The sequence below is a fragment of the Fictibacillus terranigra genome (assembly GCF_030412265.1).
GTDB lineage: Bacteria > Bacillota > Bacilli > Bacillales > Fictibacillaceae > Fictibacillus_C > Fictibacillus_C terrinigri.
The window spans coordinates 576577-591430 of the sequence record NZ_JAUHLN010000002.1 but is presented as its reverse complement, the minus strand read 5'-3'; the positions used below and the strand labels follow the sequence as shown (position 1 = coordinate 591430).

The window sequence follows — 14854 nt, the reverse complement described above, 5'->3', positions numbered from 1 at the left end:
ATTGCAGTATGCCTTTAAAACAGATACTGGTAAAGTTCGTCAGCATAATGAAGACAGCGGGGGAGTGTTCACGAAAGGTGAGCACTTTCTTGCCCTTATTGCTGATGGAATGGGCGGGCATAAAGCCGGTGATGTTGCCAGTTCCAAGACCATCCGATCTTTTGAGGAAGCATGGAATGCCGCTTCTGAAGAAATGGCACAGACACCTGTAAAAGCAGAAGAATGGCTTTTGAAAACTGTTACACAGACCAATTTTGACCTGCATCAGTTTGCCAATAAGAATATTGACTGCAGCGGCATGGGAACTACGCTTGTCGGTGCGCTTTGCACGCCCTCCTTTTTAACGATTTTACATATTGGTGACAGCCGTGTTTATTATTTTTCTGAAGAAAAACTGATTCAAAAAACAGAGGACCATACACTCGTCAATGAACTTGTACGATCAGGACAGCTATCAGAAATTGAAGCGGAAAATCACCCAAGAAAGAATGTGATTTTGCGGGCACTCGGTACAGATGACCACATTGATGTGGACATTCAGACGATTTCCTGGGGAGAGGGCGACATGGTCTTATTATGCTCAGACGGCCTCTCCAACAAGGTAAGCCGCGAAACGATGGAGAACATATTGAACGATGGCAACCTCTCGTTGAACGATAAAGCTGATCGACTTGTGAACTTAGCAAATGAGGCCGGAGGAGAAGATAATATTACCGTCGGACTTGTCAGTCATACGCCCCATTCGTTGACAAAGGGAGTAAGTTAAATGATTGGCAAGCGAATAAGCGGCCGCTATAAGTTGCTTGAAGTTATCGGTGATGGCGGAATGGCGATTGTATACCGTGCCAAGGATTTAATCCTTGACAGGGATGTAGCGGTAAAAATACTTCGATCAGAGTTTTCGGACGACGAGGAGTTCATTAAGCGATTCAGAAGAGAGGCTGAAGCGGCAACAAGTCTCGCCCATCCCCACATCGTAAGCATTTTTGATGTTGGAGAGGAAAATAACGTGTACTTCATTGTAATGGAGTACGTAAAAGGGAAGACATTAAAACAATATATCCGGGAACACGGACGGCTGTCTGTTGAGGAATCCATACAGATTATAAGGCAGATCGCGTCAGGAATGGTAACGGCTCACGATCACGGGATCATACACAGGGATATCAAACCCCATAATATTTTGATTGATGAACATGGTGTGGCAAAAGTAACAGATTTCGGTATCGCTCTGGCGATTACATCAGCAACGATTACTCATACGAACTCAGTGCTCGGTTCGGTTCATTATTTTTCTCCAGAGCAGGCGCGCGGCGGAGTTGCCAATGCTAAATCGGACATTTATTCTCTGGGAGTTGTGCTGTTTGAGATGCTGACCGGCAGAGTGCCATTTACAGGAGAGTCGCCAGTATCCGTTGCTCTCAAGCATCTGCAGGAAGAGGTTCCGGAGCCTAGAAAAATCAACCCGGAAATTCCGCAAAGTGTTGAAAATATCATTCTTAAAGCACTGACAAAAAATCCGGTATACAGGTATGACAGTGCGCTGGAGATGATGGATGACCTGGACACCGCTCTTTCTCCCCACCGTTTGAATGAGACAAGGTGGAGTGATTATGATGATGCAGAGGGTGCTACACGTGTTATGCCCCCAGTGTCCATGACAAAAGCAGCAGAAACCCCGGATGCTGAATCTAAAAATACTAAAGAGACACCGCCAAAAAAGAAGAAAAAGCGCTGGTGGCTGGCTTTTCTCATTTTCGTGCTACTGCTTGCAGGGGCCGGAGCCGCAGCCTTTATAATCATGCCGGATTGGTTTAAAGTGAAGGATGTTTCTGTTCCCAATGTGGTTCATAAGGATTACGAGTACGGATTTGAGCGGCTCGCAAAGCTAGGTTTTAACGTGGAGCGCAAAGAGCGGTATGATGAAGAAGTGGAGCAGGGAAAAATCATCAAACAAGACCCTGATGCCCATTCCATGGTAAAAGAAGGAAGCACCGTTACACTTTTTGTATCGAAAGGCTTTAAGAAAGTGGACATGCTGGATCTGACGGGAATGAGTGAAGATGGAGCACGAGACCTTCTGAGCGAGAAAGGCTATGACAGCAAGAACATCGAAACCATCCCGGTTGAATCGGAAGAGACTCCTGAAGGTGAAGTCATATCACAGAGCCCCGATAAAGGGGAAAAGGTGAACCCAAGCGAGATACAGGTGATTCTCCGTGTAAGTACAGGTCCGCCTACGATCCAGCTGGAGAACCTGTCAAACTCCTCAATAGAGGACGTAGAGAAATACATCTCGCAGGAAGGGCTGAAGGTGAATTTAACAAAAGAGTACTCAGACACAGTAGAGGAAGGAAAGGTCATCTCTCAAAATCCTTCACCCTATACCAATGTCCAAAAGGGCTCTACTGTCGATGTTGTCATATCAAAGGGCAAGAAACCGGAACCGAAGCCTAAACCTAAACCAAAGCCTGAAGAACCGGAAGATATCACATTTAATAATAAAATCACGGTGGAAGTTTCCAAGGGTGACGAGGACAAGCAGTTCCTGGTGAGAATTGTATACAGTGATGCGAAAGAGGAAAATGCAATATTCGTAGAGGAAGAGATTTCTCAGACGAAAGAATATATGGTGCCTCTGACAGTTTCTCCAGACCATGATGCTTCCTATACCGTTTATTTAAACGGAAAAGAGCTCGCATCAAAAACGTTTAATTATCAAGATGCAAAGGAAGGTAAATTCAAAGGAGCGAACAATGGATATTAAGACTGAAGGAAGAATTATAAAATCAGTCGCAGGATTTTATTATGTGCAGTACAATGACGAAGTCTTTCAATGCAGGGGCAGGGGGAATTTTCGTAAAAAGAAGATTACTCCGGTTGTTGGAGATTGGGTCGTTTTCGAATCCACGAATCGGACTGACGGATATATTCTGGATGTTAAAGAAAGAAAGAACGAGTTAAACCGTCCTCCGATCTCAAATGTTGACCAGGCGATTCTCGTATTTTCTGCTGTCCGGCCTGAATTTTCAAGTTCGCTGCTGGATCGCTTCCTTGTGCACATTGAGGACAATGGCATTCAACCGGTGATCTGTATTACAAAAATGGATTTGATAGATAGCGAAGAATATCAGAAGGAGATCGCAGATTTCATCGCAGCATATAGGAAACTGGGCTATCAGGTTATTCCAACCTCTGCGATGTCTTTGGCCGGTATGGAAGACATCAAACCAATTTTCAAAGGGAAAACAAGCGTGTTTGCCGGGCAGTCAGGAGTAGGTAAGTCCTCTCTGTTAAATGCGCTGATGCCTGAACTCATGCTTGAGACGAATGACATATCAGACCATCTGGGACGCGGAAAGCATACAACGAGGCACGTCGAACTCCTGCCCTTTGAGGAGGGATTGATTGCCGACACACCTGGATTCAGTTCTTTGGACTTTGTTGAGATTGAAACGGAAGAGCTCTGCTACAATTTCCCTGAGATGAAAGAGCGTGTATCAGAATGCAAGTTCCGCGGCTGCACGCACAGCTCGGAACCAAAATGTGCGATAAAAAAAGCGGTGGAAGTGGGAGAGATCCCGTCGTTCCGCTATGAACATTATCTTGAATTTTTGCAGGAAATCAAGGAACAAAAACGGAGGTACTAGCATGATTAAAGTTGCGCCATCCATTCTTTCCGCAGACTTTTCAAAGCTCGGTGAGGAAATTAAGAAAGTGGAAGAAAACGGTGCTGATTATATCCATATTGATGTGATGGACGGGCATTTTGTGCCGAATATTACGATGGGGCCGCTCGTTGTTAAGGCGATTCGCCCCCTCACGGATCTAACGTTTGATGTACATCTGATGATCGAAAACCCGGACAGGTATATCCCGGAGTTTGCAGCAGCGGGTGCTGATATTATTACTGTACATGTAGAAGCATGTCCGCATCTTCACCGCACCGTTCAATTGATTAAAGAGCAAGGCAAAAAAGCGGGTGTTGTACTAAATCCTGCAACACCTGTCGAATCGATAAAGCATATTCTGGCTGACATTGATCTGGTGCTTATCATGTCCGTTAACCCCGGCTTTGGAGGACAATCCTTTATCCACGGGGTGCTGCCAAAGATTGAAGCGTTATCGGCGATGATTAAGGAGCAAGGCCTGAACGTTGAAATTGAAGTAGATGGCGGCGTAAACTCTGAAACCGCACGGCTTTGCGAGAAAGCAGGAGCGACCGTTCTAGTTGCAGGATCGGCCATTTATGGGCAAAAAGACATAAAGGGTGCAATCCGTGCCATTCGTGGTGTATAATAAAACCGAGAATAATTGAAAAAAGTAACCACAGGGGGAGTCCCATAAAGGGGCTGAGAGGGGAGTATTCTCCCGACCCTTTGAACCTGAAGCAGGATCATGCCTGCGTAGGAATGTGGAGCAGCTGTTGCTAAAAACAAGCAGCCGTCATTCACATGCCGGTTGCTTTTTTCTTTTCTTAACCAGGTTAAGGGGGATGTATAATGAGTAAAAAAATCATGTTTTTGACCGAAGTGGCGATGATGTCCGCGCTAGCGATTATCTTAAGCTTTGTTCAATTTAAGGGGCTGTGGGCAAACGGAGGCTCGGTATCATTGGAGATGCTTCCGATCTTCTTAATGGCCTTCCGCCGCGGCTTGCCCGGAGGTTTGTTAACAGGTTTCATCGTGGGGATGGTGAAAATACTGGTTGATGGTACAGCAGGATACAACCCTGCCGGCATCGTTCTGGATTATCCGCTTGCGTTCTTATTGGCCGGATTCGCAGGCGTATTTAAAGTCAGCCCGGCAAGCGATTCAAAAAAAAGAATGTCGGCCATAGTGGCTGGCATCATCTTTGGCAGCGTGCTGCGACTGGCTTCCCATGTTGTCTCAGGTGTCATTTTCTTTGCAGCCTTCGCCCCAAAAGGAATGAACCCGGTCGTTTATTCCATTCTATATAATGGATCCTATATGGTTCCTGTAGCCATCATTACTGCGGTTGCTTTTATTTTTATGACGAAAACGGCTCCTCGCCTGCTGCACAGAAACGATCACAGAGTTGTTAACGCCGCATGAAAATCATTATTTTAGCGGGAGGTCCGGAAGAAAGACAGCCGGACTTCTCTTTGTTTACCGGCAAAAAGGTGATCTGGGCTGGTGTTGACCGCGGTGTTTTCTACTTGTTGAAAAAAGGAATCACACCCGACTGTGCTTTCGGAGACTTTGATTCGGTGAATGATGAAGAGCGTCAATGGATGGCGTCTTTTCAACTGCCTTCATTTGAGTATGACAGTGAAAAGGATAAGACCGATCTGGAGCTGGCACTTGATTGGGCACTCGGGCAAAATCCGGAGCAAATTCTGCTTCTTGGTGTTACAGGGGGGCGCTTGGACCATGAACTGGCCAATATACAGCTGCTCCTTCATGGAATGGAAGCCGGAGTCTCGATCGAAATACGGGACAAGCAGAACAGGTTTACATTAGTCAAGCCAGGTTTGCATACGATTCAACAAGAGACAGATTTTCCGTATATTTCCTTTCTCCCTTTTAATGGACCTGTGACCGGGCTGACTTTGAAGGGGTTCAAGTACCCTCTGCAGGATCAGTATGTGCCAATGGGTTCCACACTCTGCATTTCCAATGAGCTTGTAAATAAAATTGGTACTTATTCTTTCTCAAGCGGCATATTAATGTTGATAAAGAGCCATGATTAATTAATATTTTATGCGTCGGGCCGCATGGTACTATTTTTATAAAAGCGAATATATTTATTATGGAATGTCTTATTTTTTAAGGGCCTGGAGGAGGGGTATGATGAAATTTTACACCATTAAACTGCCTAGGTTTTTAGGGGGATTCGTACGCGCGGTTTTGGGTTCATTTAAAAAAGGATAAACAAAAGGAAAAAGCACCCTCGTAATGGGTGCTTTTTCTTTTCAAGAAGTTCGCTTACGCTTTTCCAAATAAAAAACAACGGAGATGCCGTTGTTTTAAGAGCAATTAAACGCGTTCAATTTTTCCGGACTTTAGGGCACGTGCAGAAACATAAACACGTTTAGGCTTCCCGTCGACCAAGATACGGACTTTTTGAACGTTTACTCCCCAGCTCTTTTTAGATTTGTTCAATGCGTGGGAACGCTTGTTTCCTGTTTTAGGTCCTTTACCAGTAACGTAACATTTGCGTGACATAATTGTACCTCCTTTATAACAGTAAAACTGTATCATATCAGTCGTATGTTAAATACTAACCTATAGTAGCATGACCACTAAAGAAAAGCAACAAATGATTTTTAACATTTCAAGTAAAATTCCTTGACATGGCTTTGTGACTTATTGTCAAATGGAGTTGTCCTTTCAAAAAAACCATATATATAGTAAAATGAGGATTAGCCATAATTGATTAAAGGGGGATTCATCATGTCCATTGAAATGAAGAATAAATACGGCCAGATTGACATTTCTACGGAAGTGATTGCTACGATTGCTGGCGGTGCTGCGATTGATTGCTACGGTATTGTAGGCATGGCTTCCAGAAAGCAGTTAAAGGATGGGATTACCGAGCTTTTAGGACGTGACAACTTCTCCCGGGGGATTGTGGTTCGGCAAGAGGAAGACGAAGTACATATTGACATGTACATCATTGTAAGCTATGGAACGAAAATCTCCGAAGTAGCCCATAATGTACAGACAAAAGTGAAATATACCCTCGATCAAATGCTGGGTCTCTCTGTAGATTCTGTTAACATTTTTGTTCAGGGTGTCAGGGTGACAACCCCTTAGTTAGGAGGAAAGTTCGTGTCTTTGACAGTTTTAGACGGAAAAAAGTTTGCGGGCATGGTTGCATTGGGAGCCGCAAACTTATCAAAAAACGCAGCAATGGTAGATGCACTTAATGTTTTTCCTGTGCCGGATGGGGATACAGGAACCAACATGAACCTTACCATTACTTCCGGTGCGAAAGAAGTTCGAAACAACGTAACTGCCGATATTGGTAAAGTCGCGAGCTCATTTTCCCGTGGTTTGCTTATGGGAGCAAGAGGCAACTCCGGGGTTATATTATCCCAGCTTTTTCGTGGTTTTTCAAAATCAATCGAAGGAAAAGAAACGATTACTTCGGTTGACTTTGCAAGAGCATTCGAGAACGGAGTGGAAACAGCCTACAAAGCTGTGATGAAGCCTGTCGAGGGAACCATTCTTACAGTGGCGAAAGATGCGGCAAAACGCGCTGTCAAGGCTGCCAAAAAAAGTGATGATATTCTTTTTGTTATGTATGAGGTCGTCACCGAAGCTAAAGCATCCTTGGACAGAACGCCTGACTTGCTCCCGGTATTGAAGGAAGTCGGAGTCGTGGATTCAGGAGGACAAGGCCTGCTTACGGTTTATGAAGGTTTCCTTTCCGCACTGGAAGGAAAGGATCTTCCCGCAATCTCGCCTCAAGCTCCGTCCATGAAGGAAATGGTGAATGCAGAACATCATAAAGCACAGGTTCATATGAGAACGGAAGACATTCATTACGGTTACTGTACAGAGTTCATGGTGAAATTCGAGCCTGAGAAATTAAAAAAGGCGCCATTCAGTGAAGAGGCGTTCCGAAATGAGCTGAACGAACATGGTGATTCCCTGCTGGTTGTCGCAGATGAAGATCTTGTAAAAGTTCACATTCATACGGAAGAACCGGGCAACATGCTGACTCTTGCTCAAAAGCACGGCAGCCTGATCAACATTAAAATTGAAAACATGCGAGAACAACATACGGCGATTTTAGAGTCTGAGACAGGGCCGCATCAACCTGTTAAAAAGGCTGAATCCAAACAGGAGAAAAAAGCGTACGGCATCGTTACTGTTGCGATGGGGAGCGGAATTAAAGCACTGTTCACTTCACTTGGTGCCGGGTATGTCATCGAAGGCGGACAAACGATGAACCCAAGTACAGAAGATATCGTCAAAGCCATTGAACAGGTGAATGCTGAAAAAGTGATCGTGCTTCCGAACAACGGAAACATTGTGATGGCAGCCGAACAGGCGGCATCTATCGTAGATCAGGACGTGATTGTCGTCCGTTCGAAGAATGTGCCTCAAGGTATAGCTGCGCTGCTTGCTTTTAACCCATCAGCAGGGCTTGAAGACAATCAAAAGAAAATGACTGACGCCTTCTCAAGTGTTAAATCCGGTCAGCTTACGTTTGCTGTAAGAGATACGTCCATCGATGGCATCGAGATTTCCAAAGGAGATTTCATGGGCATCCTAAACGGCAAAATTGTAGCTTCCATGCCGGATAAAGAAGAAGCGGTCCAGCAGCTTGTAAAGGAAATGATCGATGAGGATTCTGAAATCATTACCCTTATTGCCGGAGAAGATGCATCAGAAGAAGACACGGAAAGCTTAGTTCAATTTATTGAGGATTCCTTCCCTTCTGTAGAAGTGGAAGTCCATGAGGGCAATCAGCCGCTTTATCCGTTTATTATCTCAGTTGAGTAAGTAAAATGTTCTCTCCATTATTGTTCACTTATGATACAGTAATGGAGGGAATCTTTTTTATGTGCAGCTATATTTTTATCGGAGGGACATGAATGAAATTTAAAAGTGTTTTTGATATCATCGGGCCTGTTATGATTGGGCCTTCGAGTTCTCATACAGCAGGAGCAGCCCGAATCGGAAGGGTCGCTAGAGACTTGTTCGGCAGGAAGCCGGATTACGCCCATATCTCATTCTATGGATCGTTTGCAAAGACCTACCGTGGGCATGGAACGGATGTGGCGATCGTCGGCGGAATCCTTGATTTTGATACTTTTGATACTAGGATTGTGGATGCGCTTTCATTGGCGAAGGAGCAGGGCGTTGAAATAAAGATAACGGAAGAAGATGCGTTGACGGAACACCCGAATACTGCAAAGATCATCCTTGGAGACGAGAATGATAAAATTGAACTGGTTGGGATCTCGATCGGCGGAGGAAAAATCGAGATTGTTGAGCTTAATGGTTTTGAACTGAAACTGAGCGGAAACCACCCGGCTCTTCTGATCGTTCATAATGACCGATACGGAGCCATCGCCGGCGTAGCGAATATTCTTGCAAAGCACCAGATTAATATTGGCCATATGCGGGTATCGCGGAAAGAAAAAGGGCAGGAAGCTCTTATGATTATTGAGGTAGATCAAAACATAGACCCAGTACTCATCGAAGAGATCGAGTCGCTTCCGATCGTACAGCAAGTAGTAAAAATCAATGAGTAACTTGAAAGGGAGAAATACGTATGTTTCGAAATGTTGCCGAATTAGTTGAACTTGCCGAGGCAAAAGAATGCAAGATTTCTGATATCATGATTGAACAGGAAATGGAGTTTACGGGACGGACGAGAGAAGAGATCCTCAGTCAGATGGACAGGAATTTAAAGGTGATGGAAGAAGCGGTCGAGCGGGGGATAACCGAAGATGTTAAGTCTCATTCAGGGTTGACAGGCGGAGATGCGATCCTCCTGCAAAATTATTTAAAAAGCGGAAAAAGCCTCTCTGGAGAGTTCATGCTTGATGCGGTCAGTAAAGCCATCGCAACCAATGAAGTCAACGCTGCAATGGGAACCATATGTGCTACCCCGACAGCAGGTTCAGCAGGTGTGGTTCCTGGCACTCTTTTTGCATTAAAAGATAAATTAAATCCGACAAGAGAACAGATGGTTGCTTTTTTATTTGCTTCCGGTGCTTTCGGATTCGTTGTCGCCAACAATGCTTCCATATCTGGTGCTGCCGGAGGCTGCCAGGCGGAAGTTGGATCAGCGACCGGTATGGCGGCGGCTGCCATTGTTGAGCTGGCTGGCGGGACACCTTCACAGTCTGCAGAAGCGATGGCCATCGCCCTGAAGAACATGCTTGGCCTCGTCTGTGATCCGGTTGCCGGTCTGGTAGAGGTGCCGTGCGTAAAGCGAAACGCCATGGGAGCAAGCAATGCGATTGTCGCTGCCGATATGGCGCTTGCTGGAATTAAGAGCAGAATTCCATGTGATGAAGTCATCGATGCGATGTACAGGATCGGGCAATCGATGCCGACCGCATTGAAAGAAACGGCGCAAGGAGGGCTGGCGGCTACACCAACTGCCCGGGAGCTTGAAGCGAAAATCTTTGGTATAGCCCTGGATAAAAAATGAAGCTAAACGAATTGAAGGTAACACAAATCAATGGGATCGGTGAGAGCAAATCAGAGGAACTGAAAGAGCTTGGAATTGTCTCAGTGATGGATCTGCTTGAATATTTGCCTTTCCGTTATGACAATCATCAGCTAAAAGATCTGGCCGATGTTAAACATGAAGAGAGGGCAACAGTCGAAGGGAAGGTTCACAGTGAACCTTCTCTCCGTTATTTTCCAAGAAAAAAATCAAAATTAAGCATAAGAGTGCTGATCGGCCGTTATTTAATAACCGCTGTTTTTTTTAATCAGCCCTATTTAAAAAAGCAGCTGACCCCCGGGCAGACGATAACTCTTACTGGAAAATGGGATGTCCATAAGATGACCATGACCGTTAACGACATCAAATTCGGGCTTCAGTCTGAAAATGAAAGTATTGATCCTGTCTATCCGGTCAAAGGAGAGATGAGCGTCAAGCAACTCAGGCGGCTCATTAAACTCGCTTTCAGCCAGTTTGGTGAAGTGGTGGAGGAAGTGCTGCCGGCTGAAAGCCTGGAAACCTATAAGCTTTGGCCGAGAAAGCAGGCGCTGTACAGCCTTCATTTTCCTCATAGCTTTGAACATTTAAAACAAGCGCGGCGCAGGATGGTGTATGAAGAGTTCTTGCTCTTCCAGTTAAAGATGCAAATGTTTAAAAAGATCAACCGCGAGCAGTCTGCAGGAGAAAAACTCCATTTCTGCATCGATGATGTTGATGGGTTTGTGGATTCCCTGCCATTTCCGTTAACGAATGCCCAGCAGAGGGTGATGAAGGAAATCCTAAATGACATGTCTTCTCCCCACAGAATGAACCGGCTTCTCCAAGGAGACGTCGGATCCGGTAAAACAGTCGTAGCGGCTATCGCGCTTTTTGCTGCTTTTTCTTCAGGAAGCCAGGGAGCATTGATGGTACCGACGGAAATACTGGCTGAACAGCATTACCAATCGCTTGTACAGCTGCTCGAACCGCATCATATGAAAGTGGAATTGCTCACGAGTTCAGTGAAAGGAAAACGAAGGGCTGATATATTAGCACGGCTTTCTGAAGGAGAAGTGGATGTGTTAATCGGTACTCACGCCCTGATTCAGGACGAGGTTGTATTCAGGCAACTCGGCCTTGTCATTACAGACGAACAGCATCGTTTCGGTGTCAAACAGCGGCGGGTGCTGCGCGAAAAAGGCCAATCCCCCGATGTCTTGTTCATGACGGCTACGCCTATTCCGCGGACGCTGGCGATCTCTGTGTTCGGCGACATGGACGTTTCGGTCATCGACGAGATGCCTGCAGGAAGAAAAGCGATAGAAACTTATTGGGCAAAGCACCACATGCTTGACCGGGTTCTTGGATTTGTGCAGAAAGAACTTGATAAAGGCAGACAGGCCTATGTGATCTGCCCGCTCATTGAAGAATCAGATAAGCTGGATGTTCAAAATGCGATTGATGTGCATGCTCAGCTCCAGCAATATTTTCATCAGAACAGGGTCGGTTTGATGCACGGAAGACTTCATTCTTCTGAAAAAGAAGAAGTGATGAGAGAGTTTGCCGAGAACCGGTGCCATGTGCTTGTGTCTACAACAGTAGTGGAGGTCGGAGTAAATGTGCCGAACGCAACGATGATGGTGATCTATGATGCCGAACGGTTTGGGCTGTCACAGCTCCATCAGCTCCGTGGCCGTGTCGGACGAGGAAGTGAGCAGTCATATTGTATTTTAATCGCTGATCCGAAATCAGAAGAAGGAAAAGAAAGAATGCGGATCATGACAGAAACGTCTGATGGTTTTGTTCTATCGGAAAAAGATCTCGAACTTAGAGGTCCCGGGGATTTTTTCGGGAACAAACAAAGCGGGCTTCCTGATTTTAAGATTGCGGATATCGTACATGACTACCGGGTGCTTGAGGTGGCTAGAAACGATGCTTCCCGGATGGTCAAAACCGCTTCCTTCTTTAAGGATGAAGCCTTTGCACCTCTTAGAAGATTCCTTGAAGAAGAGGGAGTGTTTACATCAGAGCGCCTTGACTGACGGAGTGTTCCGGCGCTTTTGGACCTCTCCTTCCTTGAAATGATATAGCTGCTATTATATACTACTGTTAGTACCAGCTCTTAAAAAGTGAAAAAACCGTGCATCCATAGAGGCTGATGCTTAAATAGCATATCTGGATGGTGTATACATGAAGAGGACAAAAAAGGAACGACAGGCTTTGCTTAAAGCTACGATTGAAGAGACTCCTTTTATTACGGATGAAGAACTGGCAGATAAATTTTCAGTCAGTGTCCAGACGATTCGCCTGGACCGCCTGGAACTATCGATCCCAGAACTGCGAGAACGGATCAAATACGTGGCACAGCAGCAGCTGGATACCGTTAAAGCCCTTCCCCTGGAGGAAGTCATCGGCGAAATTATTGATCTCCAGCTGGATGAAGCCGCAATATCCATCTTGGACATAAAGAGTGAACATGTATTTTCCCGGACAAAAATAGCCAGAGGCCATCATCTTTTCGCGCAGGCGAACTCGCTTGCGGTGGCCATTATTAACGATGAGCTGGCTCTGACATCAAAGGCAAGGATCCGCTTCACCCGACAAGTAAAAGAGGGGGAGCGAGTCGTTGCGAAAGCACGGGTCAGCAGCATTGAGGGCTATCGGACAACAGTAGAAGTCACGAGCTACGTTGAAAATGAGGCGGTGTTATCCGGGGAGTTCATCATGTTCCGTTCGACTGGAGAGGGAAGGGAAGGAACTACGACATGAGAATTGCCATCGATGCAATGGGTGGCGACAATGCACCTGAAGCTCAGGTAAAAGGAGCTTTAAAAGCACTCGCTGCTTTTGATGATCTTACCATCGTTTTAGTTGGAGATGAAAAGAAAATCTCCCCTTATTTGAACGGTGAGAATGATATTGAGGTCATTCATACAGAAGAAAAAATTGAAAGTGATGATGAACCGGTCCGTGCCGTGAGGAAGAAAAAGAATGCTTCTATGGTTCTGGCTGCGAAAGAGGTAAAAGAAGGACGTGCGGATGCCTGTATTTCGGCGGGAAACACCGGAGCTCTTATGGCTTCTGGTCTATTTAATGTCGGCAGGATCAGCGGAATCGACCGTCCGGCCCTTTCTCCAACGCTTCCAACCGTAGACGGCAAGGGTTTTCTGCTTCTGGACGTAGGCGCCAATATGGATGCAAAACCTGAGCATCTGCTGCAGTACGCCATCATGGGCAGTACATATGCTGAACAAGTAAGGGGTACGAGTTCTCCGAGAGTCGGCCTTTTAAATGTCGGTACAGAAGATGAAAAAGGGAACGCTTTAAGCAAGGCAGCCTTTCAGCTGCTGAAAGAAGCGCCGGTGAATTTTATTGGCAATGTGGAAGCGAGGGAACTACTGAACGGAGCAGCCGATGTGGTTGTCTGTGATGGTTTTTCCGGAAACGTCGTCTTAAAAACGATAGAAGGAACGGCTCTGACGCTGTTTTCTATGCTGAAGCAGGAGCTTACAGCAACGGCAATCAGCAAGCTTGCCGCAGGAATTTTAAAACCCCGCCTAAAAGGCTTGAAGAACAAGCTGGATTATTCGGAGTATGGCGGAGCAGGATTATTCGGACTGGCTGCGCCGGTAGTAAAAGCCCATGGTTCATCCGATGAGAACGCGGTATTCAACGCGGTCAGACAGACGAAAACGATGGTAGAGAAAAATGTGGTTCAAATTATTGCTGAAAAGATGAAAGAATTTGAAAGAGAAGAACAGAAGGAGGAAGAATAATGGGTAAAATTGCGTTTCTTTTTCCGGGACAAGGCTCCCAAAGCGTAGGAATGGCTCAGGAACTGGCACAAAACTTTGAAGAAGCCCGAACTATCTTTGATACAGCAGATAAAAAACTCGGTGTCTCTTTATCTTCTATCATTTTTGAAGGGCCGGAGGACGACTTAAAGCGTACAGAAAATACACAGCCGGCATTGCTTACTGCAAGTACTGCTGTTCTGGAAGTTTTTAAAAAACACGGCATTAAACCGGATTATACATCCGGCCATAGTCTTGGTGAATACTCAGCTCTCGTTGCAGCCGGCAGCCTTTCATTTGAGGATGCGGTATACGCGGTCAGACAGCGGGGACTATTTATGGAAGAAGCAGTGCCGACAGGTGTCGGTGCCATGTCCGCCATCCTTGGGATGAAACAGGAGGAGCTTGAAGCGATTACAGAAAAGGTGTCTGAGAACGGGGACGCTGTTCAGGTCGCTAATCTTAACTGCCCAGGGCAGATCGTTATTTCTGGCACAGCACAGGGAGTAGCCGATGCTTCAAGCCTTGCTAAAGAAAACGGCGCAAAAGTGATCCCTCTTCAAGTGAGCGGTCCTTTCCATTCTTCTCTCATGGAACCAGCAGCTGAAAAGATGCAGGATGTACTTGATTCGATTACTATCCGTGATGCTGAAATTCCGGTGATCGCGAACGTCACTGCCAAACCGGTTACAAGCTCGGTGGAAATTAAGGAAAAGCTGGTTAAGCAGATCTACTCGCCTGTCAGATGGGAAGAAACGATTAATGAACTGATGGCTTTAGGCGTAGATACCTTTATTGAAATCGGACCCGGAAAAGTGCTTTCAGGGCTCGTGAAGAAGGTGAACCGCCGTGCAAATGTCATCGCCATCAGTGATGAAGCAACGATAAATGCGGCAGTTGTAAAACTGAAGGGAGAGTAAACC

At 45.8% G+C, this 14854-nt stretch carries 16 protein-coding genes and 1 riboswitch; of the genes, 15 read left to right on the top strand and 1 reads right to left on the bottom strand.

All coding sequences use genetic code 11. From position 1 onward, the window contains the following. Position 1 precedes the first annotated feature (1 nt). The 7 genes from QYF49_RS10830 to spoVM all read left to right on the top strand — a co-directional run bounded on the left by QYF49_RS10830 (position 2) and on the right by spoVM (position 5894). The gene (locus QYF49_RS10830; protein WP_290399607.1) at positions 2-766 is read left to right on the top strand and encodes a Stp1/IreP family PP2C-type Ser/Thr phosphatase; all 765 of its coding nucleotides are present in this window, start codon (positions 2-4) and stop codon (positions 764-766) included. Continuing rightward, entirely contained in the window at positions 767-2767 is a 2001-nt protein-coding gene (gene pknB, locus QYF49_RS10825; protein ID WP_290399606.1) for a Stk1 family PASTA domain-containing Ser/Thr kinase, read from the top strand. It abuts the gene before it with no gap. Then, a complete protein-coding gene (rsgA, locus tag QYF49_RS10820) occupies positions 2757-3650 on the top strand; it encodes a ribosome small subunit-dependent GTPase A (protein WP_290399605.1) in 894 nt (297 codons plus the stop codon). The genes pknB and rsgA overlap by 11 nt, the downstream gene beginning before the upstream one ends. A 1-nt stretch (position 3651) precedes the next feature. Next, positions 3652-4299, top strand: a complete 648-nt coding sequence (gene rpe / locus QYF49_RS10815) for a ribulose-phosphate 3-epimerase (protein WP_290399604.1) — start codon at positions 3652-3654, stop codon at positions 4297-4299. 23 nt (positions 4300-4322) lie between these two features. After that, a riboswitch (TPP riboswitch) is annotated at positions 4323-4430 on the top strand. 72 nt (positions 4431-4502) lie between these two features. Beyond that, on the top strand, positions 4503-5075 hold the full coding sequence (thiT, locus tag QYF49_RS10810) for an energy-coupled thiamine transporter ThiT (protein WP_290399603.1): 573 nt from the start codon (positions 4503-4505) through the stop codon (positions 5073-5075). After that, a complete protein-coding gene (locus tag QYF49_RS10805) occupies positions 5072-5713 on the top strand; it encodes a thiamine diphosphokinase (RefSeq protein WP_290399602.1) in 642 nt (213 codons plus the stop codon). Before thiT ends, QYF49_RS10805 begins: the two co-directional genes overlap by 4 nt. Positions 5714-5813: 100 nt before the next feature. Then, positions 5814-5894 carry a stage V sporulation protein SpoVM gene (spoVM, locus tag QYF49_RS10800; RefSeq protein WP_053354533.1) on the top strand — a complete coding sequence of 27 codons (81 nt, stop codon included), beginning with the start codon at positions 5814-5816 and terminating at the stop codon, positions 5892-5894. Positions 5895-5999: 105 nt separating this feature from the next. Here spoVM and rpmB read toward each other — a convergent pair whose 3' ends face one another. Then, on the bottom strand, positions 6000-6188 hold the full coding sequence (gene rpmB / locus QYF49_RS10795) for a 50S ribosomal protein L28 (protein ID WP_053354532.1): 189 nt from the start codon (positions 6186-6188) through the stop codon (positions 6000-6002). Positions 6189-6416: 228 nt separating this feature from the next. On the opposite strand from rpmB, the gene QYF49_RS10790 reads away from it, so the two are divergent. The 8 genes from QYF49_RS10790 (at position 6417) to fabD (ending at position 14851) form a co-directional block, all read left to right on the top strand. Next, complete coding sequence (locus QYF49_RS10790; RefSeq protein ID WP_053354531.1) at positions 6417-6779, top strand: Asp23/Gls24 family envelope stress response protein; 363 nt, start codon at positions 6417-6419, stop codon at positions 6777-6779. 15 nt (positions 6780-6794) lie between these two features. Then, a complete protein-coding gene (locus QYF49_RS10785) occupies positions 6795-8477 on the top strand; it encodes a DAK2 domain-containing protein (RefSeq protein WP_290399601.1) in 1683 nt (560 codons plus the stop codon). A 92-nt stretch (positions 8478-8569) separates the two neighbouring features. Next, positions 8570-9232, top strand: coding sequence for an L-serine ammonia-lyase, iron-sulfur-dependent subunit beta (gene sdaAB, locus QYF49_RS10780; RefSeq protein ID WP_290399600.1), 663 nt, complete (start codon positions 8570-8572; stop codon positions 9230-9232). A 20-nt stretch (positions 9233-9252) separates the two neighbouring features. Beyond that, a complete protein-coding gene (gene sdaAA / locus QYF49_RS10775; RefSeq protein ID WP_290399599.1) occupies positions 9253-10140 on the top strand; it encodes an L-serine ammonia-lyase, iron-sulfur-dependent, subunit alpha in 888 nt (295 codons plus the stop codon). After that, positions 10137-12179 (top strand): ATP-dependent DNA helicase RecG, encoded by a 2043-nt coding sequence (gene recG / locus QYF49_RS10770; protein WP_290399598.1) that lies wholly within the window; start codon positions 10137-10139, stop codon positions 12177-12179. The genes sdaAA and recG overlap by 4 nt, the downstream gene beginning before the upstream one ends. Before the next feature lie 148 nt (positions 12180-12327). Beyond that, complete coding sequence (gene fapR / locus QYF49_RS10765; RefSeq protein WP_290399597.1) at positions 12328-12906, top strand: transcription factor FapR; 579 nt, start codon at positions 12328-12330, stop codon at positions 12904-12906. Next, complete coding sequence (plsX, locus tag QYF49_RS10760) at positions 12903-13913, top strand: phosphate acyltransferase PlsX (RefSeq protein ID WP_290399596.1); 1011 nt, start codon at positions 12903-12905, stop codon at positions 13911-13913. Before fapR ends, plsX begins: the two co-directional genes overlap by 4 nt. Further along, positions 13913-14851 (top strand): ACP S-malonyltransferase, encoded by a 939-nt coding sequence (gene fabD, locus QYF49_RS10755; protein ID WP_290399595.1) that lies wholly within the window; start codon positions 13913-13915, stop codon positions 14849-14851. Before plsX ends, fabD begins: the two co-directional genes overlap by 1 nt. The last annotated feature ends 3 nt before the right edge of the window (positions 14852-14854 follow it).